The following is a 25090-nucleotide window of genomic DNA, read 5'->3' on the forward strand; positions in this document are numbered from 1 at the left end:
TAGGGATTATGTGGCGACGTTGAAAGCAGCTCTGACGAGCCGCTGGGTGTAGGCGGTTTTGGGATGGCTGAGGATGTCCTCAACAGGTCCTTGCTCAACGATCTGCCCGTGCTGCATCACCGCAACCCGGTGGCAAAGCGCGCGGACAACCTTGAGATCATGGGAAATGAAGAGATAGCTCAGGCCCTTTTCATCCTGAAGCTTGCGCAACAGGTCGATGATCTGGGCTTGAACGGATAAATCGAGCGCCGATGTCGGCTCATCCAGCAGGATGAATTCCGGCTCCAGCGCCACCGCCCGCGCAATGGCAATCCGCTGGCGTTGGCCACCGGAAAATTCATGCGGAAACCGCGACAGGATGTTGCCGGGCATTCCGGCGCTGATCAGCGCCTCGCGCACGCGGTCCAGCCGCTCACTGCGGCTTGTGCCGATATTGTTGACGATCAAGCCTTCCTCAATGATCTGGCCTACCGACATGCGCGGGTTGAGTGAAGAAAACGGGTCTTGAAACACCACCTGGATACGCGAGCGCAAAGGTCGCATTTGTTCGCGGCTGTTGTTCTCTATGGCTTGGCCGTCGAACAGGATCTTGCCGCTATCAACACTCATCAGTTTGACAAGGGCTTGGCCAAAGGTGGTTTTGCCGGAACCACTCTCGCCCACCAAACCCAGCGTTTCATGGCGATGCAGGGTGATGGAAAGGCTGTTGACGGCGACCAGCTCTTTCAACTGTGGTTTGAAAAAGCCACCATGCTTTAGCATGAAAGACACACGCACATCGCGCCCTTCCAGAATGGTGGTAGAGTCGACCGGCATGGGATTGGCCGTGCCCTTTGGTTCCGATGCCAGCAGATGGCGGGTGTAGGGATGTTGTGGATGTTCAAACAGCGCCGTTGTGGTGTTGTGTTCCTTCACCTCGCCGTTTTGCATCACATAGACATAGTCTGAAAATTGCCGAACGACGGTGAGATCATGGGTGATCAGGATCACCGCCATGCCTAGGCTTTTTTGCAAATCGCGGATCAGGTTGAGAATCTGCGCCTGCACGGTCACGTCCAGCGCCGTGGTGGGTTCATCGGCAATCAGCACATCCGGGTTGTTGGCCAGTGCCATGGCAATCATGATGCGCTGACGCTGACCGCCGGACAATTGATGCGGATATTGGTTGAGGCGGGCCTCCGGCTCCGGGATTTGCACCTGACGCAACAGCTCCAATGTGCGCGCAAAAGCTTGCTTGCTGCTCATTTTCTGGTGCACGCGGATGGCTTCTGCGATCTGTGTGCCGATGGTGTAGACCGGATTGAGCGAGCTCATCGGCTCTTGAAAAATCATCGAGATGCGATTGCCGCGAAGTGCTCGCCGTTGCCGATCCGAAAACTTCAGGATGTTTTGCCCATCGTAGGCAATGCTGGAACGAGCCGACAAGGTGGCGCGCTTGGTCAACAGCCCCATGATGCTGCGGGCCGTGACCGACTTTCCAGAACCGGATTCGCCAACAACGGCAATGGTTTCGCCTCTGTAGAGCTGGAAAGAGACATTCTTGACCGCCTCGACTGTGCCGCCTTCCACCTTGAAGGAGACGGCCAGTTGGCGGGCATCGATAATCGGCGTGCCGAGAAGGCTGGTGTGATCGTGCCTCTGATCAGGTGCCAATGCATTGGTGGTGTTTGCCATGACTTGGCCTCCTCAATAGGGGTCAACGGCATCGCGCAACCCATCACCCAGCGCATTGAACGCAAAGACGGTGATCAGCACGAAAGCCACGGGAGACAGGATCCACGGATAGGACCCAATGACCGAATAGGTCGAGGTATCCTGCAACATCAGGCCCCAGGAAATCAGCGGCGGCTTGACCGCAAAACCCAGAAAACCAAGGAAGGATTCCAGCAGAACTACGCTTGGAATGGCCAGTGTGACGGACACAATGACATGGCTCATCACATTGGGAAAAATATGCTGAAGGATGATGCGCCGATCCGTGGCCCCGATGGCCATGGCGGCCCGCACATAGTCAATGCGGGCCAGCGCCAGTGTTTTGCCGCGCACTTCGCGCGACATCTGCGCCCAACCCAGCGCCGACATGACAACGATGACAAAGCCCAGAAACACATTGGTGGGAGCTGTGACCGGGATCAGCGAAGTCAGCGCCAGATAGAGGGGCAATTGCGGGAAGGCCAGAACCAGCTCTACAAAGCGCTGCATCCATGTATCGAATTGGCCGCCATAATAACCGGAAACCAAGCCGACCGTTGTACCCACCACGGTAACGATAAACACAACCGTCAAGGCAATCATCAAGGATACGCGGGAGCCGTAAAAGATACGTGACAGCACATCGCGGCCAAATTTATCGGTGCCAAGAAAATTCACCGGTGTGCCATTCGTTGCACCGAAGAAATGGCGATCACTGGGCAAAAGACCGAACAGGTTATAGCTGAAACCCTTGACGAAAAAGCCAAGGTTGACGGGGTTTTCAAAGTCTGGCCCAGAAATAGGTTGGAAGGTAATAGGGTCAAGCGCCGTGCTTTCCCCCAGTGGATAGGTGCGGGGCCATACGAGATTGCCTTCTTGGTCGGTGATGCTGATGGTCTGCGGTGGCGCAAAGGCTGTGCCGGTCAGCTTCGGATCAACGGGAGCGAAAAACTCGGCAAACACCACCATCAGCATCAGCAGGCAGACCAGCACAAGGCCCATCATTCCGGTCCATGACCGCCGAAGACGCCGCCAGACCAGCGCCAGATAGGTTTCGTTGCTGTGTAAATTATTGGCGGGAGAGGACATGGCTATGGTTTGAACATCGGCTTTCATGCGTGTGCTCCTCCGCCCAATCTTACCCGTGGATCAAGAAGTGCGAGCAGCATGTCGGCAATGATATTGCCCACAATCAACGTGGCCGACAAAACCAGCATGAAGGTTGCCGTGACATAGACATCGCCCACCCACATGGAGCCAACAATGGCTGGACCAACGGTTGGCAGGGCAAAAATAATGGCCGTTTCAATCTCGCCGGTGAGCATATAGGGCAGTACCACGCCCTGATACATGATCAGCGGATGCAGCGCATTTGGCACCGCATGGCGCAAGATCACCTGTCGCTCGCTGAGGCCCTTGGCGCGGGCGGTTTCGACATATTGCGCGTTCAGCGTATCCAGCAGATTGCCGCGCATGACCCGCATATTATAGGCCAGCCCGCCAAAGGTGGCGATGGCAATCACCGGCCATACATGCTGCAAGAGGTCGAGGAATTTGGCAAAGGACCATGGCGCTCCACCATATTTGGCGGAATTGAAACTGTTGATTTCCGTAGCATTGAAATGGAACACCATGATGTAGACGATGATCAGCGCCATCAAAAAGCGTGGCACGGTCATGCCGAGAAACGAGATGCCCGAGAGCAGGCTATCCACCCAGGTATATTGCCGGGTCGCGGCCAGAATTCCGAAGGTGATGCCGATGATGGAGGCAAGGATATGGCAAACCAGCGCCAGCGCCAATGTCCGGGGCAAGCGCTCGCCCACCACTTCCGACACAGGTTTGTTGTAGAACAGGCTGTGGCCAAAATCACCACGGGTGACAATGCCTGTGATCCAGTTGATGTATTGGATGGGGATCGGTTTATCCAACCCATTGGCAATTTTATAGGCCTGCGCCTGCGCATCGGCGGCTTCAAACGATGCGCCGCCTTGATTGATCATCTGGGAACGGATGTAGTCGCTGTAATCCCCCGGAGGGGCCTTGATGATGGCAAAGGTGACAACGCTGAGAACGAACAGCACAGGAATGGCAGAGGCTATGCGCACAAGCAGAAATCTAAACATGGGAATGTGCTCTCTTGTGTTTCAGGGAGTTGCCTTCAGCCTGCGCAAAATTCACAGGCTGAAGCGCTGCTGATCAGTTGAGAGGTTTGTTTTCGCCCGGCTTGCCGGGAAGCTGGTTTTTGAACAGCTCAAAATCACCCTGCTTGTCTGCGGCCACAAACATGCGTTCGCGGATGATGGTGTCTTCCGCCCAGTTGAACATGAAGATCGGAGCGCCGACTGGAACATTGGAGAACCGCTTGTTGATGATCAGCGCACCCGGATATTCCGTCAGTCCGATGGTATCGACATTTTCAGTGGCGATTTTCTGATACTGTTTCATTAAATCCCGTCGCTCGACATTGTCCTGAGACGCAATGAACCTGTTGACGATGGCAACCAGCTGCTTCTCATAGGGCATCAGATCAACCGTGCCGTCCTTCCCCGCGCGGTGATGCCCGCTGGTGCGTGGTCCGGTCGGCGCCAATTGGGCGGTGTTTTGCACCACGGATGTCATGTCGGGATCATTGCGGCGGATCATCCAATCGAACCGGCCGCCAAAATTGGCTTGATCGCGTTTGACACCATCCAGTGAGTTCAGCACCACTTTCAGGCCGAGCTTTTCCATCTGGCCAATCACACCTTCGGCAAGGTTTCGATCGGTTCCATAGTCTGAAGTGGACAGCAGAACGATCTGCACATCCTGACCACCCGCCACGCCCGCCGGGAAATTGACGAAGCCGTCGCCATCGGTATCCTTCAGCCCGGCCTTGGCCAGAAGTGCCTTGGCACCGGCCAGATCGAAGGGATAATAGATCGTTGACTGGCGATCATAAAAGCTCGTTCCTGACGACAATCCGCCCGGATAAATGGCGGTGAACGGTCCCTTAACCAGCGATTCCCCGATCTTCTTACGATCCAGTGCCATGGTAATGGCTTTGCGGAAATCGGGATTGCGGTTCAGCTCGCGCACCGCCTGACCGCGCGCATCGGGATCACCCCAGCCATTGGCCGAATAGTTGAGCCGCAGATTATAGCCGATCAGACGCGCGCCAAAGGCAAGGCGGGAAGGGGCAGATGGCTGCGCTGCCCGCTTCAGGCTTTCGACAAAATTCTCCGGCTGCTCAAGATTGGACAGGTCCCCGGAGCCTGCAATCGCCTGCACATCGCGGTCAGCCCATGTGGAGAGTTTGTAGTGAAGCTCATTGATATAAGGCAGTTGATGCCCCTGCTCATCCACCTTCCAGTAATAGGGATTGCGGCGCAGCACGATCATATCGTCAGGACGATAGGACACGGGCACCCAGGCACCCATCACCGGAATGTTCATATATTCAGGCGGAAAGCCGTTTTTATACTGATCATAGGTGAAGTCCCTGGCATATTTCGGGTGTTTGGTTTTGAGGATATGGGCCGGGCCGGGGCAGAATGTTCCGTAAGCCATGGCGAACAGATATTGCCGTGGAAATGCCTCTTTGAAGGTCCATTCGACGGTATAATCATCAATGGCCTTCAGTGTCGTGCCTTCACCAAAGGTTTCCGGCGTTGCGCCGTTCAAGGGCGTGACATTTCTGTCCAGAACATTGTCATTCCAGTAGAACATCACATCATCGGAGGTGAACGGCACGCCATCCGACCATTTTGCGCCCTCAATCAGATGCATGGTCAACTTGTGTCCATCCGCAGACCAATCCCAGCTCTTGGCCAGATTGGGCAAAGGTTCGACATCATCGGCCTTCACCTGAAACAGCGGGGCTGTACGGGTGAGGCATTCCGACATGGCAATGTCGATACCGCCCCAGCCTTGGGTCTGGCCCGCCGAATAGTTCCAGCCCTCGGGCCTGCCACCAATCACGTGGCGCAAGGTATCGCCATAGACACCGATGCCATCGGGCATATTGCCGGTCTTGAACACCAGTGGCTCTTTCGGTAGGCGCTCCTTCACCGACGGCAGTTTACCAGTTTTGACGAATTTCTCCGTCACCCAATCCGGCTCGCTGTAACTCGGAAGAGCCTTGAACTCTTCAATGGAATCCCGTGGCACATAGGTGATCTTGCCTTGTCCCGGAAAGGGAGGAGCTTCGGGCACGACGGTGGGCTCAGACGCAAAGGCTGCAACAGCAAAAACCGACACGCCCAGCAACAGGGCAGCAGTCTTTGCGGTATGGGTGACGCTTTTCATGATGGTTGTTCCCTCCTCACTTCTTATAGCTGTGCCGCAAAATGCGCGGCGCTCCCTCGCGGGTCATGTCATCCGGCCCCTCCTCAGAAACCGGATGACATGTCTATGTCTGGATCAGCTTGCGGCCTTCAGCTTTGTCGCTTCCTTTTCGGCCCTCAATTCATCAATGGAACGCACATCGCGCCGGGCAACGCCCTTCCAATCGCGGGTCTTGACGGTACCTCGGCTCAGCCGTTCTTTGGCTTCAGGAATGGCATGGGCATATTGCGGTAGCCATTCAGCCTGGGCCACCACCATCTCATCCACCATCTGCCAGACTTCTTCCGGCGTGCAGATCGCCCCCACCAGCGGATCATGCAGCACTGCGAGTTTCAGAAGATCGATATCCCCCGAAATAGCCGCATGCACTGACATCCGCTGGACATTGATGGAGGAAATGCAGGTGGCCGCACAGGCTTCCGGCAGGGTGATACCCGCTACCATGTTGATACCGAACCGATCGACAAATCCGGGCGATTCAATAATGGCATCCAACGGCAGATTGGTGATGATGCCATTGTTTTTCACATTGAAATGGCCGCGATAGACCCGTCCGGTTTCCAGTGCTTCCAGAATATGGCTGGCATGTTCATTGGAGCGCTTGGCCGGATCATGCGGCTTGCCCGCACTTTCCAGAAACTGCGGAAACTCGGTTTCAAACCAGTTGCGGGTCTCAGTGGAATAGCGCAGATAACCACCGGTTTCGCCGTGAATCCAGTCGGACATATCAATCCAACGGGTAATCTCTTCAGGCCGCTTGCGGTACCAAGGCAGATATTCCGACAGATGGCCGTTGCTCTCGGTTGAATAGACCCCGAAGCGTTTCAAAACATCGATACGCAGCTTCTCCTGCTGCGAGAACACCGGATGGGCCTCAAAGGCATCGATCAGCTCCTGCTTGCCAATCTTGCGGCCCTTGACGCGCACATCGACAAACCATGTCTGGTGATTAATGCCGGAGCAAATGTAATCCAGCTCAACCGGATCGGCACCCAAAATCTCGGCAATCTGCTCTGCACCGTGCTGCACGCCATGGCAAAGCCCAATCGTATCGACCTTGCCATATTCAATCGCCGCCCAGGTATTCATCGCCATGGGGTTGGCATAGTTGAGAAATTTCGCGCCCGGCTCGGCCAGTTCACGGATATCCTTGCAGAAATCCAGAATGACCGGAATATTGCGCTGGCCATAGAGAATGCCGCCTGCGCAAATCGTATCGCCCACGCATTGATCGACACCATATTTCAGCGGAATACTGATATCATCGGCATAGGCCCCAAGACCGCCGACGCGCACGCAGCTGATAATATAGCGCGCACCCGAAATGGCGTCGCGGCGATCCGTAGATGCCGTCACCTTGGCAGGAAGCCTGTTTGCCTCGACAATTCGATCCAGAATTGTCTTGATCATATCAAGATTGTGCTGGCTGATATCGGTGAGCGCAAATTCCACATCGTGAAACTCCGGCACACTCAAAAGGTCGGCGAAAAGTTTCTTGGTAAAGCCGACGCTGCCAGCCCCGATGATGGCGATCTTGAAGCTGCTCATACAATGCTCCTCCACATGTGTTAGACCGTTTTGTCTCGATAGGGTAAAAATGATTCGCACAGGCGGAATGAAGCGTCCGTCAAGTGCCGGTCGCATTCCCTACGAATATTGCCAGGATCAATGTATATTTTCCTCTTGAGCGGCATTATCTGTAAAATCGTTCAGACCGCCAGAGAGGTATTATGCTTTTATGGGTAATTCTGTGCTAAAGATGATGATTGACGCTGGGCCGATCATGCGCACCGTTTCGCTGCCTCGGGGCCGCCATAGCCTGCATACCATGCCGACAAGCACAGGCTATGAAGTGCGCAGCGATGCCACCTATGACTGGGATGGCAGGAAGCGCGGGCAAACACCGTTTACCGTTCTTCAGCACACGATCTCGGGTGCTGGAAACCTGCGCTATGAAAACAGCACCTATCGGGTCACGCCGGGCCAGACATTGCTGGTCCTGGTGCCGCATAATCACCGTTATTGGCTGGAGCCCGGAGGACGCTGGGAGTTCTTCTGGATTTCGATGAATGGCGAGGAAGCGCTGCGAATCCATAATGCGATCCTCACGGCCATGGGACCTATTTTCAATCTGAACCAGCAGACCGTCGAGCATCTTGCCGATTGCAGCCAACGCCTCATTGCCGGGGGCGCGGAGACGCCGGGACGGGCCTCTGCAATCGCCTATGAGGCCGCCATGGCGCTTTATGACGATGTGTTTGGCTCACATCCGACCTTGAGCGCGGAATATCGCACAATGCAGCATGTCATCGATCATATTTCGGCCAATCTGGATCAGTCTCTCTCCGTTGAGCAACTGGCGGCAGTGTCTGGTCTCAGCCGAGCCCATTTTTCACGGGTCTTTGCTGCGAGCGAAGGCATGCCGCCAGCGGAATTCGTGCTGCATAAACGGCTGAAACGAGCAGTCAAACTGCTGACAAAGGGCTCGCATCTCTCCGTAAAGGAGATATCGACGATGTGCGGCTTCGAAGAGCCGAACTATTTCTCCAAGGTTTTCAGGCGGCATTTCGGAGCCAGTCCGACCGAGTTCAGAACGACCGGAATGTACTCAAGCATATTGCAGGGGGGCGTTGAGGCCGAGACAAAACCGGCTCGATTTCATAGGCCCGACGTGAACGAGTGATGAGGTGCAGGCGTTTTACACCATTGCCGTCGGGGCTTGTGGCTGTCCGCTTTGGGTGATGCTGTCGCACGGTTACCATCCGTGCGACAGCGAGGATTATAATGCTTAGGGATGTGCAGGTCCATTCAACCGATCAATAACCTGAAGCAGGATATCGGCGCAGGCCTTCATTGGCTCATCGTCAGCGCATTTGATGTCAATTCTGGTGTCGCCATCTTCAACCCGGAAATGGGCCGCCTTGGAAGGCGCCGGTGGTGGTGGTGGGCGATGGCCACGGGGACCCATCGGGCCTTCTGGGCCACGCGGAGGAGGTCCTGCACGCTCTTCCGGACCGCCTGGCATGCCTGGTGGCGGTGGTGGCGGGGTTCCGGCATCGGCGTCGGGAGCCATGGCGCCCGCAACCGGTGGTGCTGGTGGCTGTGGCGGTGCTGGCGGCTGCTGGGCAAATGCGGTCCCGGCCAATGCAGCAAGGGCGACGGCGGAAAGAATGTATCGTTTCATAGGTTTTTCCTTTGGTGGGGATGGAAAGCGCATCACTTAACGTGGCAGCCTGCTTTTGGTTCAGGTTGCTCAAGGAGCAGGTTTATTGGCGAAGTCACCGAACGGTCTATGCGGCGGCGGACCTGGCGGACCAAGAGCCGCTGTCTTCCCGCTGCTATCGACAAGGTAGCTCGCATGCACGACGCCATCGTCAAACCGACCCTGGATGGTCACGACGTCATCCTTCTTGACAAGGCCTCCACCGTCTCCAGCCGGTCCGGTTTCGACCAGAGTCTTGCCGCTGTCGTCCTGCAGGATGAACTTGTTGCCGTAAATCTCGCTGACTTTTCCCTTGATGGTGACCAGACTTGATGTTGGCATCGTTGAAATCGCAACAGGAGACATTGGAGCCATTTCGGGAGCGGGGCGCACCAGCTTCATGGCACCGGCACCCCCAACCGCGCCGATGGCGAGCGCCACGGCGATTGCGGGAAGAGCCATCCAGTATCGTTTTCGTCGCCCGTGCGGAGGAGCAGGCCTGCCAGCCTTTTCCGGATGCTCGTCGCTAGGATGTTCGACCGTCATCATTCATTCTCCTTGGTGATTGACCAGAGCATTTCCGACTGCAAAACCGCTGCATGCTGTGTTGGAAATGGTCTAGGGTCTGTCATGTTCGTTTGTCTTTTCAGGAAAACCGGTTTCCACTTCCCCTGACAAACTCCAGGGATATCTACACTTCCTCTGCCGTTACCCCGCTGAACCTTCTGGTTCAGATTCAGTTCAGCCATTTTCGATAAGTCTGGCTCTTCTCCTACAAATGAAAGTTAGTTCTCATGCGCGTACTGCTCGTCGAAGACGATGAAGACCTGAGTGGCCGGATCGCCACTGCGCTCAGGTCGGAGAACTTCGTGGTCGACATCGCCCGCAATGGCGAGGACGCGCTCCATGCCGGACTGACCGAGTTGTTCGACATTGCCGTGCTTGATCTCGGGTTACCGAAGATCGATGGCGTCACGGTTCTAAAGGGGTGGCGCGAAAGCGAACGCAATCTCCCCGTCCTTGTCCTGACGGCGCGTGACGGCTGGCCGGACAAGGTATCGAGCTTCAAGGCCGGTGCCGACGACTTCCTTGCAAAGCCGTTCAAAATTGAAGAGCTGGTGCTGAGGCTGCGGGCCTTGGTGCGCCGGGCAACCGGCCATGCTTCTTCACGCATTCAATGTGGCGCACTGATGTTTGACGCCCAGCTTGGCACATTTGAGCTGAATGGACTTCCAGTCAAACTGACTGCGCTGGAATGGCGGGTCCTGTCATGCCTCATGCTCAGGAAGGAGATGGTTGTTGATCGGCGCGAGCTGAATGAGCGGGTTTACGACGGAGACGCTGAGGTGGATTCCAACTCCATCGAAGTCATCATCGCAAGGCTGCGCAAAAAGCTTGGTTCTGAAATTATCGAGACCGTCCGCGGTCGGGGCTATATGCTGACAGCGCCGGTGCAATCATGACGTTTCCTACGCTCAACCGCCCCAAATCAATTGCCGGACGACTGCTGATTTTCTCCGGCGTCTTCGTCACTCTGGCCCTCGTGGTGGCGTCTGTCGTTCTGTGGCTAGCGCTCAAAACCGTCATCCGCGAGCAGATCGATCAGCGCCTCGACACGCAGATCAGCGCCCTGGCCAGTGCGGTGGTGCGGGATGAAGGCGGTAGGCTCACGCTTTCCACACCGCTGGACGCGCCGCCGTTTGATCGCCCCGGATCAGGCTGGTATTGGCAGATCGAGAGCATGGGGCAGCAGCTCACCTCACGTTCGCTGTTGGGTGGAACCATAGACACTCCGCCACTAAGCCAAGATTTCTTCCAGATGATCACGGCCACGCCGACCCCCGGAGAGGGGCATGACCATGGAAAAAAGCTCTATTTGCGTCAGAGCACCCGTGATGTCGGTGGCGCCATCATGACGATTACAGTGTCCGCGCCTCAGGCAGCGCTCGCCGATCCTGCTATTCGCGCTTTGCTGTGGCTGGCACCCAGCATGCTGCTGTTGGGCGCTGTGCTGATGATCGGCACGCTCTGGCAGATCCGCTTTGGCCTTCGTCCCCTCACATCGATGGCAGCCGACATCGACGCCATCAACCGTGGAGAAAGGTCTCGGCTTCCCGATATGCCCATCATCGAACTCGCGCCACTGGCATCAAAGACCAATGCGCTGATTGAGGCCAATGACGAGAGACTGGCCGCAACACGCATTCAATTTGCCAATCTGGCGCACGGATTGAAGACACCCGTCGCCAGCCTGCTGCTGGCGCTTGATAGCGGCAACGATCAGGACGGTTCGCTGCGCGACCTCGTCGCTAAAATAGACAACAGGATCAAGCACCATCTCAGTGCCGCCCGTCGAGTGATGGCATCGGCAAACATAGTTGCGCGCACCAATGTGGCTCAGTCAATTGCCGACGTCTATGGCGCGATCAGCCTGATCCATGCGGATCGTGGCATCATCTTTCAAACCGAAGTTGCGGATGGATTGTGTGTCGCCTGCGACGACAAGGATGTCGAGGAGATGTTTGGCAACCTGATCGACAACGCCTTCAAGTGGGCATCGGAGCATGTTTCAGTTCTTGCTGAGCGGGATGGACCTATGGTGAGGATCAGCGTTGAAGACGATGGTCCCGGCATCCCGTTGGAGCGTCTCCATACAGTTCTACTGCCCGGTGTTCGGGAAGACGAACGGGTTCCTGGCGATGGTTTTGGTCTGACGATTGTAACGGAAATGGCTGGTCTCTATGGGGGATCGTTTGAACTAGAGCGGCTTGCCCCGACTGGCTTGCGTGCGGTGCTTGCACTTCCCGCCGCCAAAGGTTCCGTCCAATAACCTGATGAAGTGCTGCTTATCTTGATTGGTCAACCAATCGTGACGGCTGACGCATTTTCTGTAAAGCACCCTTGTCCAAATTCCTTGCCGACCGCAGCCGTAAAGCCATATAAGGCAGCATGACCTCTGATTCAAAGATTTTTGTTGGCCTCCGGTCGACACGTAAAAAGCCTGCTCCAGACCGTGGATCGACAGGTCCGAAATGCCAATGGGATGGCTGCGAAAAGGGTGGAACGCATCGCGCTCCTGTCGGGCAAATTGCCGAGGGTCTCTATCTGCTGTTCTGTGCCGATCATGTGAAAACCTACACCAAAGGTTACAATTTCGCACCCAATCTGTCCGACCCCGTAACGGCGCGCTATCAGAAGGATGCGGCGAGCGGCAAGCTGCAGACGTGGGGGACCAGCGTCAATAAGCCGTCGGAAATTCCGCTGCCTTCCACGGCCCGCTCCGGCTCTGCAAAGGCCACAAACGCACGTAAAAGCGCGGCACAGCGCCAAGCGGAAAAATTGGATATTCAGCGCCGTAAGCTCAAGGTGCTGGAAGCGAAGGCTTTCGAGACGCTTGGCCTTTCCCCGGATGCAACGCCGGAAGAGATCAGAAGCCGCTATAAGCAGAAGCTCAAAATGCATCATCCGGATGCAAATAACGGCGATCGAAACTCCGAGGATAAGCTTCAGGCTTCGATCGACGCCCATAAAATCCTCAAGCTCAACGGATTTTGTTGAGTGTAGGGCACGAAAGAACAGGCAGGTTCAAGTGCGGTCTGTCTCCCGAATTGCACACCACTGAACCTACCCAATCTCCAGAATAGCCTTGATCACACCGGCTTGCGGCTGGGACCATTCCTTGAACAGCTTGACGCTATCATCAAGGTGGCCGGTATGGGTGTTCAAAGCGCGCGTCGGCACCTTGCCAGCCTCAATCTGGCGGACGACTTCGGCAAAATCGTCGGGTTGGGCATTGCGGCTGGCAATCAGCGTTGCCTCGCGTTTGTGGAATTCCGGATCAGAGAAGGTTATGTCCTGGCGAACGACGGAGAGCAGGACATAGCGTGCGCCATGGGCGAGGAAATTGAAACCGCGCTGCATCGGAATGGCATTACCGGTGGCATCGATCACCACATCGAAACCATCGCCACCCGTCATCCTCTCAACTTCGGCCTCGGCGGAAGTATCGGCAAACAGCGATTGATCCGCCATGAGGCGATCCACGGCAAAGGCCAGGCGATCCTCGCGGGTATCCATAACAGTCACATGCGCGCCTCTCGCCTTGGCAAAGATGATGGCCGACATGCCAATCGGGCCGGCGCCGGTGACGAGAACACGATCCTGCTGTTGGATGTTACCGCGTTTCACACCATGAGCGCCGATGGCCAGAAACTCAATCATCGCCGCATCAGCAAGTGAAATGCCACCGGTCGGTACGACGTTTTCTTCCGGCACGCTCACATATTCGGCCATGCCGCCATCACAGTGAACACCAAGAACCCGGATATTCTGGCAGGCATTCGAGAGACCCTTGCGGCAGGCATGGCAGGCGCCGCAGGACAGGTAGGGGACAATATAGACGGCATCCCCGGTCTTCAGATGACTGCCTGCGGGCGCCTCCGCAACCGTTCCCGACAATTCATGTCCCATGACGCGAGGATATTCAAGGAAGGGATGCTTGCCCGCATAGATGTGAAAATCCGTGCCGCAGATGCCGACATGGCGGATCCGCACGAGAACCTCATTTTCTGCACGCGGTGGCGGCGCGCGCTCGATAAGGGAGAGGCGGCCGGGTTCTTCGCAGATGAGCGCTTTCATCAGGATGTCCTTTATTCAGTGGATGACGGGTCGCGTGTTGGGAAACTGACGCGTCAGACTGCCTTTGAGGTGGGGAACGTATAGGCAGCAATTGATTCAGGCTTCATCTCGATGGAGAAGCCGGGGCGGGATGGCGGCATATAGGCGGCGTTGCGGATGACGCAGGGATCGATGAAGTGTTCGTGCAGATGGTCTACATATTCGATCACGCGGCCCTCTCTGGTGCCGGAGACCGCGATATAATCGATCATCGAAAGATGCTGGACATATTCACACAGCCCAACACCGCCCGCATGCGGCCAGACAGGCTTTTCATATTTCGCCGCCAGCAGCAGTACGGCGAGAACTTCGTTGAGCCCACCCATGCGGCAGGAATCGATCTGGACGATGTCAATCGCGCCTTCGGTGATGAATTGCTTGAACATGATGCGGTTCTGGCACATCTCGCCGGTTGCGACCTTGATCGGCGCAATGGCATCGCGGATCTTGCGGTGACCTGCCACATCGTCCGGGCTGGTTGGCTCCTCGATGAAAAAAGGTTTGGCAAAGGCGAGCTTTTTCATCCAGTCGATGGCCTGGCCGACTTCCCAGACCTGATTGGCATCGACCATCAGATACCGATCCGGACCGATCACCTCGCGGGCAATCGTCAGACGACGAATGTCATCCTCAAGATCACGCCCAACCTTCATCTTGATATGATTGAAACCCTGGTCGATGGCGTCCTGCGCCAGACGGCGCAGCTTGTCATCGTCATATCCCAGCCATCCGGCCGAGGTTGTGTAACAGGGATAGCCTTGCCTTTCGAGAAGCGCGATGCGGTCGGCCTTGCCGTCCTCCGCCTTGCGTAAAATCGCGACAGCTTCCTCGCGGGTCAGCGCATCGGTGAGATAGCGATAATCGACGATATCGGCGATCTCTTCCGGTGACATGGTCGATACGAACTGCCACACCGGCAGACCGGCCTGCTTTGCCATGGCATCCCAGAAGGCATTGACGACAGCGCCTGTTGCCAGATGCATGGCGCCCTTGTCGGGTCCGATCCAGCGCAACTGGCTATCGCCAGTCAGCTTTCGCCAGAACTTGCCAGGCGCAGCCCGTACTTCGTCCAGATCCACGCCCACCACCAGATGGCGCATGGCCTTGATCGCCATACAGCAGATATCGTTGCCGCGGCCAATGGTAAAGGTGAGGCCATGGCCTTCCAGGCCAGGCTCATCCGTTTCGAGGACCACGTATGCCGCTGAATAATCCGGGTCCGGGTTCATGGCATCGGAGCCGTCGAGGCTTGCAGATGTCGGAAAGCGCAGGTCGAAAACATTGAGATCGGTAATGCGGGTCATATCAGCCTCTCGGGCAGATCCGCAAAGCGGTGATGCGCTTTTGCGCCGGACCTGCAAATTGAAACAAGCATGGGTGCCTTCTTCTGCTCACTTAAAAACGGGTCATTATACGAAGAGTCATTGAAAATGACTCTTCGTATACCACTTTAGAATATCTCAAGCCCTTGATGCATTTGAGATATTCGAAACTTTTTCAAGTCGAGGATGCGTGAGCATCTTCGAGACTTGGTATTATTAGTCCCTCAAAGGCCATAGAAGCGGCGGGCATTTTCACAAAACACCCGATCATGTGCGGCTTCCGGCACGATGGCGCGGGCCTGGGCAAACCAGCTGTCATAATCGCTGACGAGGTTCAGCACGGGCCAGTCGCTGCCCCACATCACCCGCTCCGGCCCAAAGAGTTCGAGGATCGTCTCGGCATAGGGACGAATGGCTTCGGGCTGCTGCGCACCGGCTTCGGTCAGCAGGCCGGATAGCTTGCATGAGATGTTTTCCAGGTCGGCAAGCCGCGTCATGGCCGTGCGCCAGTCGCTATAGAGCCCTTGGGCGATGACGGGTTTTGCCCCGTGATCGATGACGACAGGAAGAGCGGGATACCGGCGCGCAAACCTCTCCAATGGTGCGAGGTGGCGGGGCAGAACCAGCGCGTCGAAGGTGAGACCCGACGCCAGCATCGCCCCGATGGCCGGGTCGAGTGCGGGATCGTCGATCCAGTCATCCTCGGCAATATCCTGCACCATCGGGCGCAGGCCCTTCAGCTTCGGATAGGTCGCCAGTTCCGTGATGAGGGTGGCCGCGTCCGCCGCCTTCAGGTCAACCCAGCCCACCACGCCAAGAATGAAATCATGGTGTTGCGCCAGATCCAGCAGGAATCGCGTGTCATCAATGCTCGGCAGTGATTGAACCAGAACCGTCCCCCCAACGCCCGTCGCTGACAGTTGCGGCTCTAAGTCTACGGTCCCGAAATCCCGGTGAATGGTGGCAAGTTCCGGTGGGGGCCATTGGCCTTGCCGGTTTTTCATGAGCCAGAAATGCTGATGGGCATCGATGATCATGGTCACACTCCGATCGGGACGCCATCGGCGATGATGCCCTTGTCCTTCAGGGATCGCCACACGGAGGAGGGGACGTCTTCCTGCATCCAGGCCACGTTGGCGCGGATCTGCTCGGCGTTGCGGACGCCGGATACCACGGAGACGACGGCGGGATGCAGCAGCGGAAAATTCAAGGCCGCCGCCTGTAGCGATACGCCTTCAGCGGCACATGCCGCTTCGATTTCTGCGACGCGCGCAAGAATGTCGGCGGGTGCCTCGGCATAGTTGAACTTGCGGTTTCCCGCCAGCAGGCCCGAATTGAAGACCCCGGCCACGACGATCCCAACATTGGCTTTTTCCGCCCGGTCCAGCAGCGTCAGGCTGTCCTGTTCCAGCAGCGTGTAGCGCCCGGCCAGCATGGCGACATCGATATCGAAGGCATCCATCGCATCCCAGACCGCCTGCCATTCATTGACGCCGAGGCCGATGGCCTTGACGAGGCCAGCGTCGCGCAATTGGCCGAGCGCCTTGAACCCGCCGCCCTTGGTCAACTGTTCCCAATAATGCCCGTGTTTTGCACCATGCGTCATCTGGCCGATGTCGTGGACATAGAGAATGTCAGGCTTCAGCACGCCCGTGCGCTGCTGGCTTGCCTCAAAGGATTTCAGAATGGCGTCATAGGTGTAGTCGTAGACCGGACGGAACGGCAGGGGCTGAATATAGGTGTCTTCCTCTGGTCCGACGGTCTCATCGGGGACCATCACGCGGCCCACCTTGGTGGAGAGCACGTAGTTTGCGCGCTCATGCTCGGTCAGCATCGTCCCGAGACGGCGTTCGGAGCGGGTGTAGCCATAGAAGGGAGCGGTATCGAAGTAACGAATGCCTGCATCCCAGGCGGCATCGAAGGCCCCGAGCGCTTCCTGGTAACTTGTCCAGCGATAGAGATTGCCCATCTGCGCACAGCCCAGACCCATCACCGTGAAGGAAACATCGCGATTGCGCAGCTTGCGCCTGTCGTTGACCTGCATTGTCCTGCCTATACACTGAAAAAATCCGGGGAAACGGCACGCGAGATGAACCCGCGTGCCGCAATTACATCAATAAAGCACGTTCTTGGCTTCCGGCTTGTCGATGTTCTGCTTGGTGACGACCACGACGCCGGTGTCGATGAACTTTTCGACCTTTTCCTTCGACAGAAGCTTCAAAAGCGTATCCACGCCCTTTTCACCCATCTGATAGGAACCCTGGACGACGGTGGCTTCCAGTGTGCCATCCTTGACGAATTCCTGAAGGTCCTGGTTGCCGTCAAAGCCGATGGCGACGAGCTTGCCAGCCTTGCCAGCCTGCTTGATCGCCCGGCCCATGCCGATGGCGGTCGGCTCATTGGCGCCGAATATGCCCTTCAGGTCGGCATTGGCGGCAAGAACGTCGGTCGTCTGGTTCAGCGCGGTCGCCATCTGCGACTGCGAATAGTAGGGGCCGACGATCTGGAGTTTCGAGTTTGCCTTGATGTAGTCGGTAAAGCCGCCAACGCGGCCGATTTCGGAACCGGCACCTGCGACATAGGACATCACGGCGATCTTGCCTTCGGTCCCGACTTTCTGGATCATCGCCTTGGCCGCCAGTTCACCGGCGGCCTTGTTGTCCGTCGCCAGGAAGGCCTGGTAATATTTCTCGGCATCCTTCGAGAGCATCGAGTCAATGATGACGACGGGAATGCGGGCTTCCCAGGCCTTCTTCACCGCCGGGACCAGTGCGTCCGGGTCGGATGGCGCAAGCAGGATGGCATCGACCTTCCGGTTCACGGCGTTCTCGACCATATTGACCTGATCGGCAATGGCGGATTCCGCAGCCGGACCCTGGAAGGTTATCGTATGGGCCTTCTGCTTGCCAATCGCGGCATCCGCGCCCTTCTGGACGTTCTGCCAGAAGGTGGAGTTGACTGTCTTGACGATCACGGCGATTTCGCCCGCCGAAGCGGTGAGCGCGCCCGACAGTGTAAAGACTGAAGCCGCAAGGGCCAGGGCTAGTTTACGCATAGTTTTCCTCCTCAGTGTGACGGGCCCTGCCGGGGACCGATGCGGGGGAAGGCTCCTCCCTTCCCATATTCGTTCTGATCCCCGCGTGATGGCGGGTATTATTTCCGATTGCGGATCTGATCGATCCAGACGGTGCCGAGAATGACGAGGCCTATAATGATCTGCTGGGTGAAGGCGGAGACGCCGTTCATGTTCAGGCCATTGCGCAGGATGCCGATGACAAAGGCACCGATGAAGGTTCCGGAAATCGTGCCGACACCGCCGATCAGCGAGGTTCCGCCAATCACCGCAGACGCGATTGCATCCAGCTCATAGGCCACGCCCTCATTCGGCTGGGCGGTGACGAGACGAGACATCAGCATACAGCCGGTGAGACCGGCCAGCGTGCCGGAGACGATATAGGTGAAGGCGGTGACGCGGGCGACATTGACGCCTGAGAGCTGGGCGGCGTCCGCATTCGAGCCGGTGGCATAGATATGCCGGCCAAGCACGGTTCGGTTCAGCACGAAGGCAGCGGCCACGGCAATGACGACCATCAGCACCACGGGATAGGGAATGCCCGGAAAGCTGACCACTGGAAATCCTTGATCGTCAATGCTTTCGAAGCGCAGCAGCGAACCATTGCCCAAAACCCCGAAGGATTCGCCAAGGCCCGAGACGGCGCGTGCGCCGGTGATTTGTAGTGCGACGCCCCGTGCAATCAGCATCATGCCAAGGGTCGCAATGAACGGCGGCAGCTTCAGCCTGGTAATGACCAGGCCATTGATGACGCCGCAGGCCGTGCCGGTGAGAACGCCGAGCACCATGCCGATCCACACCGGCGCGCCGAGTTCCTTGACGGCAAGGGCGGCGACCACCCCGGCAAGGGCCAGCACGGAGCCGACCGAGAGGTCAATGCCCCCGGTGATGATGACATAGGTTGCCCCGATGCCGAGAAAGGCAATCGACGTGACCTGTAGCGCAATCGTCATGCCGTTGTTGACGCTCAGGAAGGCATTGGATGTAAGAGCAAACACGGCGGCCAGAACGACCAGGCAGCCAAGCGCTGCAAATTTCTGGATGATATCTTTTTGCCGGTCGCTCAGTCCCCTTTTGTGGCCCTTTTTCTGGTCCGCCTGCGGTGGCTTGTCGGTGATGATCTCAGCCATGGGTCATTCCTCGCGCGCTCTCCCGGACACGGCCGGAGGCATACAGCATGATCTCTTCTTGCGACGTCTCGCGCGTCGTCAGTGTTGCGGTGATGCGGCCTTCGTGGAAAACTGCAACGCGGTCCGATAGTCCGAGGATTTCTGGAAGCTCGGAACTGATCAGAATGATGCCGATGCCTTTGGCGGCAAGCTCATCCATCAGCCGGTAGATAGCGAGCTTGGCACCCACATCAATGCCTCGCGTCGGCTCATCAAAGAACATGATCTTTGGCTGCCGGAACAGCCATTTTCCAATAATGATCTTTTGCTGGTTTCCGCCCGACAGAAGGCGGACGGGTTGGTTCAGGCTGGGCGTTTTGATATTGAGCAGATTGACATAGTGCTGGCTCGACTGGCGGTGCAGTTCCTTGTCGATCACGCCGAACGGATTGGAGACGGCCTCCATATTGGCCATCATCAGATTGGCATCGACCGGCATCTTGACGGCCAGGCCTCCCGCCTTGCGGTCCTCGGAAAGATAGGCAAGCCCTGCGTCAATGGCCGAACGCGGGTCGGAAATCGAAAGGGGCCGCCCTTCGAGCAGGAGTGTTCCACTGTCGAACGGATCGGCTCCAAAGATCGCCCGGGCCACTTCCGTCCGGCCTGCACCCATCAATCCCGCAAAGCCCAAAATTTCACCGCGGCGCAGTTCAAAGCCGATATCGGAGAAAACGCCATGGCGGGTAAGACCCGAAACGGAAAAGATGGTGTCCTTGCTTGGCGAACGGGTCGGTGCCGGGAATTTCTCTTCCAGCGAGCGGCCCACCATGCGGGCCACGATATAGTCCACGGTGATCGCATCGAAATCATCTGTGGAGATGTAGCGCCCATCGCGCAGCACCGTGACGCGATCAACGATCTCTGCCATTTCGTCGAGCCGGTGCGAGATATAGATGATACCGGTTCCCTCGCGTTTCAGGTCACGGATGACGCGAAACAGAAGCTGTGCTTCCTGTTGTGTTAGCGAGGAGGTCGGTTCATCCATGATGAGAACGGAGGCGTTGAGCGAAAGGGCCTTGGCAATCTCGACCATCTGCCGCTGCGCGACGGAGAGCGTGCGCACCTGCGCGTCGGGGTTGATGTCGACCCCCAGACGGTCAAGGCATCGCTTGGCGTCCTGGCGCAGCTTGCGCCTGTTGACCATGAAGTCCCCACCGATAAAACTTAGCCGTGGTTCCCGGGCAAGATAGATGTTTTCGGCAACGGAGAGATGCGGAACAAGGTTGAGTTCCTGATGGATGATGGCAATTCCGGCTGCTTCCGACTGCAATGTGGAGGTGAAATGAACCGTCTCGCCCTTGTAGATCATGTTGCCAGCGTCTCTCTGGTAGACGCCGCTGATGATCTTCATCAGCGTGGATTTTCCGGCTCCATTCTCTCCGCAAACCGCATGGACTTCACCGGCCCTGACATCAAGGCTGACGTCCTGCAGGGCCTTCACACCAGGGAATTCCTTGGTGACGCCCTCCAGTTTTAAAAGCAGCGGCGCGGGTTTGCACTCGCCAGCGGCAAGCGACACTCCTCCCATCGCGATGTCCTCCAATTCGAGAAAGCCTCCCAGACTTTCGGTAGACAGACATAGGGCATGCTGCGATAATTGGTCAAGCCAATTATTCTTTCTCGCTTGCATGCACTGCAATATCTCGGATAAATATCGTTTTATTGATGGAATTCTTTAAATTGGACTGACCAAAATGACATTGCCCAAACGTCTTTACCAACAGATTGCCGACCAGGTTCGGCATCTGATCCAAAGTGGCCCTTATCCGGCAGGGGCGCGGCTGCCACCTGAACGTGAGCTGGCGCAAACCCTGGGGGTCTCACGACCGTCCTTGCGCGAGGCGTTGATTGCGCTGGAAATCGACGGAACAATCGAGATTCGCATGGGATCGGGCATTTATGTCCTGTCTGCCAGCAAGTCCGCCGCCTCTGGGCGATCACTGGGGGAGAGTCCGACAGAGTTGATGCAGGCGCGTGCCGTCATTGAAAGTGCTGTTATCGTCAAGGCCGCTGCCGCAATGACCGATGCGGTTTTTGCGGCGCTTGTCGGGATTGTCGAGTCAATGCGTCAGGAGATTGCCGGCGGTCGCAAGCCGATTGATCAGGACCGCCAGTTTCATCTGACCATCGCGGAACAGTCGGGCAATTCGGTGCTGGCGGAGATCGTCGCCAATCTCTTTGACGAACGCCATAGTCCTATCTCGGACCATATACGCGGCCGCTTTGAGACGCCCGAAACCTGGTCACTGGCGCTGATCGAGCATGAGGCAATTCTGACTGCGCTGGAAGCACGCGACCCGCTCGCAGCACAGGCTGCAATGTATGCCCATCTGACGGCATCGCGAAGGCGATGGTTGGAGAATTGACTGGCTGTATGATCTCTCGGTCAGCATGTTCTGCTTCAAGATATTGAAAAATAAACAAATAACCATGAATCTGGACGATTTTGCTTTGCTCAAGCGTTGCCTGAGTTCACCAGTTTTCATCGGCAGAGTCAATTTAGTTGACATCGTTTCATTTTAGATGACAGTATAGCGTCATAACGGGAGGAGGAGCCCCTATGATGACTACCAGTTTCACGGCTATCGCCGGGGATGCGTCACGCTGCGCGCGTCTCACTTTGGCAGCGTTTACCCTCGCATTGGCCTCAAGCGGCTCGGCCTTGGCCCAGCCCAAAGGCGATCTGGTCATCCTGCAATGGATGGCAGGGTCTGACCTTGAGGTGATCCAAAATCTGGAAAAAGCCTTCATGGCCAAATATCCGGATGTGAAAATCAAGGAAGTACCGGTGACATGGTCCGGCGATCCGCGTGGCGGGCTTCGCACCTCGTTGATGGGCGGCGAAAAGGCTGATCTGATGATCAATACGTGGCCTGCTTTCCGCACAGAACTCGTCACCGCCGGTCTTTTGCGCCCGCTGGATGATGCCTATTCCGCTCTGAAATGGGGAGAACGGCTCGACAACAGCTGGAAGGATCTTGGGTCTGTCTCCGGCCAACTCTACGGCGTTACCTTCACTTATGGCGACCGTAGCGGTCTTTGGTATGATACCGGAACCTTCAAAAAGGCAGGCATCACCACGCCGCCTAAGGATTGGGCGCAGTTTCTGGACACTATCGCCAAGCTGAAGAGTGCCGGTGTGGTGCCAATGGCCGTCCCTGCCAAGACCTGGGCGCATGCCGAAGTGTTTGAAACGCTGATCTTACGCGAGGGCGGTGCGGATCTTTCGCGCAAGCTGGTGGCCCACGAGATCCCCTGGACCGATGATCGCGTCAAGGCGGCCCTTCGCAAATGGCGCGAGCTGTTGAGCGCCGGTTGCTGCGGCGATGCCTCCACAATGCTTGGCACAGAGTGGGACAATGCCTCCGACCGGGTATTGAAAGAGCGCAAAGCAGGCTTTGTCCAGATGGGAATGTGGATCAACAACCGCGCCGAGACCGTCTACAAGCTTGCCCCGGATCAGTTCGGCCTGTTCCAGTTTCCAGCCACAGGGCAGGGCCATGACACTGCCGCCAGTGTCGATGCCAAGGAGTTTGTCGCATTGGCATCCGGCGGCAATAGCGAGGCTGCTGACGCCTTCATGGACTTCACCATAAGCCGTGAAGGTGCCAACATCATTGCCAAGGGCGGGTTAGCATCGTCCTCTCGAGCTGTTGATGTTGGGCTTTATAGCCCTGCCATTCAGGCGTCCAATACCTTTGTGACCGGGGCGGATACGGCCTTTGTTCTGGGGGATGGCCTGCCCGGCGATCTGGCTGATGAGTATCGCATTCAGCTCCAGAAATTCCTGGGTGATCCCAGCGATGCCAATATCGATAGGGTGACGGCGGCGATCGAGGCCAAGGCAAAGGGATCGTATTGATGCGGGCCATCAGCGATCTGCCACGGACGGGAGGGAGCGCCAGCCGGCGCTTCTTCCAGACGGACGGGGGAGCGGCTCTCGTCCTGCTGGCACCCATGGTGCTGTTATTTCTGTGCGCGGTCGTCTATCCGTTGATCGATACGATCCGTCTGTCGTTTTTCGATATTCGCGGTCTTGCACCGGCAAAATGGGTGGGGCTTTCCAACTACGCAAACCTGCTGGCGGATTCCAGTTTTCGGGTCGCCGTGATCACCACCATTGTCTGGACGGTCGGCACAACGGCGCTATCCGTGGGCATCGGCTGGGGTCTGGCGGTGCTGTGTTCGTTGGCCCCGCGCACCACATTGCCGTTTCGCGTGATGATTTTCTGTGCCTATGGCATTGCTGAGGCCGTCAGCGGTTTCATCTGGCTCGGCATCTACCGGCCAGGAGACAGCGGTTTACTGAATGCCGTCTTGAATACGCTCGGTCTGGAAAACCTGGCCCGCGCGTGGCTGGGCGATACGTCCACAGCCCTCGCATGTCTGGTGATTGCCTATGCCTGGACGCAAGTGGGCCTGCCGCTGATGACCTGCTTTGCCTCGATCCAGACCATCCCCAAAAGCATCAAGGAAGCGGCCTATATTGACGGTGCCAAGCCGCTCTCCATCATGCGCCATATCATTCTACCCCTGTCGATGCCGGGGTTGAAAGTGGCGGTATTCATCAATCTTCTCGGCAGCTTGCGGGCCTTTGACATGATCTTCGTCATGACAGGCGGCGGTCCAGTGCGCTCCACCGAGACGGTTGGCTATTTCATGTTTCGGGAATCGATGATGCAGTTCAAGCTTGGCTATGGCGCGGCAGCCACCGTCGTGTTGCTGGCCGTCGTGCTGTTCGTCTCGATCCCATTGCTGCGCCAGCGCACCAAGGAGGCGACATGAACGCCCGTGCCCCTCTCTGGATTCCGGTTCTTGTCGGTCTTTTGGCCATCCTCTGGATTGTGCCTGTTGTCGGTCTGGTTTTGACCTCCATCCGGCCCGCTGGTGACATTGCCGTTGGTGGCTGGTGGTCACTGCACACCCTGCGCTTCACGCTGGAGGCTTGGCAGACGGTCTGGACAAAATATCCGCTGGCTCCCGCCTTTTTGTCATCCCTGAAACTGACCGGGCTTGCGACGTTGTTGACGGTTCTTCTGGCACCGGCTGCGGCCTATGCCTTTCAGTTTCTCAAGTTTCCCGGACGGCGCATTCTGTTGCTTGTTATCGTCAATTCCTTCGTGTTGCCGCAGCAGGTGGTGATCATTCCGCTGTTCACGCTCTGGCGCGATCTGCACATGATCGACAATGTCTGGGCCGTGCTTATTCCCTTTGTCGGGCTGTCTTTCGCCTGGTCGATCTTTCTGGTGCAGAGTTTTCTGGCGGAATTTCCACGTGAATTGATCGAGGCCTCAAAAATTGATGGCTGCACGCCAATCCGCACCTTTCTTCATGTCGTTCTGCCCAATTCTCTCACACCCATGGCAACCGTAGGCATCCTGCAATTCCTGTGGTGTTGGAATTCCATGCTGCTGCCCATGCTGTATCTGCGCTCCGATGTGCCGCTGACGGTGCTGTTGGCCCGCATTGCAGGCTCGTTTGAGCCCAACCTCGATCAACAATCGGTGGCGGCCATCGTCACCATGGCAGTGCCTCTGGTGGTCTTCATCGTGTTTCAGCGCTTCTTCGCGGCAGACGCGCGCAATCGCTCGGGAGGCAAGGAATGATCGCGTCATCCACAGTATTCATG

Annotated in this window: 22 protein-coding genes; 8 read left to right on the forward strand and 14 right to left on the reverse strand. The window is 57.0% G+C overall.

What is annotated here, in order from left to right; translation table 11 throughout:
- Positions 1-6: 6 nt before the first annotated feature.
- The 5 genes from AVI_RS17870 to melA all read right to left on the reverse strand — a co-directional run bounded on the left by AVI_RS17870 (position 7) and on the right by melA (position 7566).
- Complete coding sequence (locus AVI_RS17870; RefSeq protein ID WP_012653537.1) at positions 7-1674, reverse strand: ABC transporter ATP-binding protein; 1668 nt, start codon at positions 1672-1674, stop codon at positions 7-9.
- A gap of 12 nt (positions 1675-1686) precedes the next feature.
- The gene (locus tag AVI_RS17875) at positions 1687-2808 is read right to left on the reverse strand and encodes an ABC transporter permease (RefSeq protein WP_012653538.1); all 1122 of its coding nucleotides are present in this window, start codon (positions 2806-2808) and stop codon (positions 1687-1689) included.
- A complete protein-coding gene (locus AVI_RS17880; RefSeq protein WP_012653539.1) occupies positions 2805-3818 on the reverse strand; it encodes an ABC transporter permease in 1014 nt (337 codons plus the stop codon). The genes AVI_RS17875 and AVI_RS17880 overlap by 4 nt, the downstream gene beginning before the upstream one ends.
- A gap of 73 nt (positions 3819-3891) precedes the next feature.
- Complete coding sequence (locus tag AVI_RS17885) at positions 3892-5979, reverse strand: ABC transporter substrate-binding protein (RefSeq protein ID WP_012653540.1); 2088 nt, start codon at positions 5977-5979, stop codon at positions 3892-3894.
- A gap of 114 nt (positions 5980-6093) precedes the next feature.
- Positions 6094-7566 (reverse strand): alpha-glucosidase/alpha-galactosidase, encoded by a 1473-nt coding sequence (melA, locus tag AVI_RS17890; RefSeq protein ID WP_012653541.1) that lies wholly within the window; start codon positions 7564-7566, stop codon positions 6094-6096.
- A 190-nt stretch (positions 7567-7756) separates the two neighbouring features.
- On the opposite strand from melA, the gene AVI_RS17895 reads away from it, so the two are divergent.
- On the forward strand, positions 7757-8701 hold the full coding sequence (locus AVI_RS17895; RefSeq protein WP_012653542.1) for an AraC family transcriptional regulator: 945 nt from the start codon (positions 7757-7759) through the stop codon (positions 8699-8701).
- Positions 8702-8806: 105 nt separating this feature from the next.
- Here the strand turns inward: AVI_RS17895 and AVI_RS17900 are convergent, their stop codons facing one another.
- Positions 8807-9202 (reverse strand): hypothetical protein, encoded by a 396-nt coding sequence (locus tag AVI_RS17900; protein ID WP_012653543.1) that lies wholly within the window; start codon positions 9200-9202, stop codon positions 8807-8809.
- A gap of 69 nt (positions 9203-9271) precedes the next feature.
- On the reverse strand, positions 9272-9769 hold the full coding sequence (locus AVI_RS17905; RefSeq protein ID WP_012653544.1) for a hypothetical protein: 498 nt from the start codon (positions 9767-9769) through the stop codon (positions 9272-9274).
- Positions 9770-10014: 245 nt separating this feature from the next.
- On the opposite strand from AVI_RS17905, the gene AVI_RS17915 reads away from it, so the two are divergent.
- From AVI_RS17915 to AVI_RS17925, 3 genes are all read left to right on the forward strand, one after another.
- Positions 10015-10683, forward strand: a complete 669-nt coding sequence (locus tag AVI_RS17915) for a response regulator transcription factor (RefSeq protein WP_012653545.1) — start codon at positions 10015-10017, stop codon at positions 10681-10683.
- Positions 10680-12050 carry a sensor histidine kinase gene (locus AVI_RS17920; protein WP_012653546.1) on the forward strand — a complete coding sequence of 457 codons (1371 nt, stop codon included), beginning with the start codon at positions 10680-10682 and terminating at the stop codon, positions 12048-12050. Before AVI_RS17915 ends, AVI_RS17920 begins: the two co-directional genes overlap by 4 nt.
- Positions 12051-12169: 119 nt before the next feature.
- The gene (locus tag AVI_RS17925; protein WP_012653547.1) at positions 12170-12778 is read left to right on the forward strand and encodes a J domain-containing protein; all 609 of its coding nucleotides are present in this window, start codon (positions 12170-12172) and stop codon (positions 12776-12778) included.
- A gap of 66 nt (positions 12779-12844) precedes the next feature.
- Here the strand turns inward: AVI_RS17925 and AVI_RS17930 are convergent, their stop codons facing one another.
- From AVI_RS17930 to AVI_RS17960, 7 genes are all read right to left on the reverse strand, one after another.
- On the reverse strand, positions 12845-13858 hold the full coding sequence (locus AVI_RS17930; protein ID WP_012653548.1) for a zinc-binding alcohol dehydrogenase family protein: 1014 nt from the start codon (positions 13856-13858) through the stop codon (positions 12845-12847).
- Between the two features lie 53 nt (positions 13859-13911).
- Positions 13912-15201 carry an L-fuconate dehydratase gene (locus AVI_RS17935; RefSeq protein WP_012653549.1) on the reverse strand — a complete coding sequence of 430 codons (1290 nt, stop codon included), beginning with the start codon at positions 15199-15201 and terminating at the stop codon, positions 13912-13914.
- A 242-nt stretch (positions 15202-15443) separates the two neighbouring features.
- Positions 15444-16256 carry an amidohydrolase family protein gene (locus AVI_RS17940; protein ID WP_012653550.1) on the reverse strand — a complete coding sequence of 271 codons (813 nt, stop codon included), beginning with the start codon at positions 16254-16256 and terminating at the stop codon, positions 15444-15446.
- Positions 16257-16258: 2 nt separating this feature from the next.
- Complete coding sequence (locus AVI_RS17945; protein ID WP_012653551.1) at positions 16259-17263, reverse strand: aldo/keto reductase; 1005 nt, start codon at positions 17261-17263, stop codon at positions 16259-16261.
- Between the two features lie 69 nt (positions 17264-17332).
- A complete protein-coding gene (locus AVI_RS17950; protein ID WP_012653552.1) occupies positions 17333-18274 on the reverse strand; it encodes an ABC transporter substrate-binding protein in 942 nt (313 codons plus the stop codon).
- A 98-nt stretch (positions 18275-18372) separates the two neighbouring features.
- The gene (locus tag AVI_RS17955) at positions 18373-19422 is read right to left on the reverse strand and encodes an ABC transporter permease (protein ID WP_012653553.1); all 1050 of its coding nucleotides are present in this window, start codon (positions 19420-19422) and stop codon (positions 18373-18375) included.
- Positions 19415-20989, reverse strand: coding sequence for a sugar ABC transporter ATP-binding protein (locus tag AVI_RS17960; protein WP_012653554.1), 1575 nt, complete (start codon positions 20987-20989; stop codon positions 19415-19417). The genes AVI_RS17955 and AVI_RS17960 overlap by 8 nt, the downstream gene beginning before the upstream one ends.
- Positions 20990-21155: 166 nt before the next feature.
- Here AVI_RS17960 and AVI_RS17965 point away from each other — a divergent pair, with 166 nt between their 5' ends.
- From AVI_RS17965 to AVI_RS17980, 4 genes are all read left to right on the forward strand, one after another.
- Positions 21156-21827 (forward strand): FadR/GntR family transcriptional regulator, encoded by a 672-nt coding sequence (locus AVI_RS17965; RefSeq protein ID WP_012653555.1) that lies wholly within the window; start codon positions 21156-21158, stop codon positions 21825-21827.
- A 194-nt stretch (positions 21828-22021) separates the two neighbouring features.
- The gene (locus AVI_RS17970) at positions 22022-23323 is read left to right on the forward strand and encodes an ABC transporter substrate-binding protein (protein WP_012653556.1); all 1302 of its coding nucleotides are present in this window, start codon (positions 22022-22024) and stop codon (positions 23321-23323) included.
- On the forward strand, positions 23323-24246 hold the full coding sequence (locus tag AVI_RS17975; protein ID WP_049777331.1) for a carbohydrate ABC transporter permease: 924 nt from the start codon (positions 23323-23325) through the stop codon (positions 24244-24246). The genes AVI_RS17970 and AVI_RS17975 overlap by 1 nt, the downstream gene beginning before the upstream one ends.
- Positions 24243-25067 (forward strand): carbohydrate ABC transporter permease, encoded by an 825-nt coding sequence (locus AVI_RS17980; protein WP_012653558.1) that lies wholly within the window; start codon positions 24243-24245, stop codon positions 25065-25067. The genes AVI_RS17975 and AVI_RS17980 overlap by 4 nt, the downstream gene beginning before the upstream one ends.
- Positions 25068-25090 lie beyond the last annotated feature (23 nt).

Source organism: Allorhizobium ampelinum S4 (assembly GCF_000016285.1).
GTDB lineage: Bacteria > Pseudomonadota > Alphaproteobacteria > Rhizobiales > Rhizobiaceae > Allorhizobium > Allorhizobium ampelinum.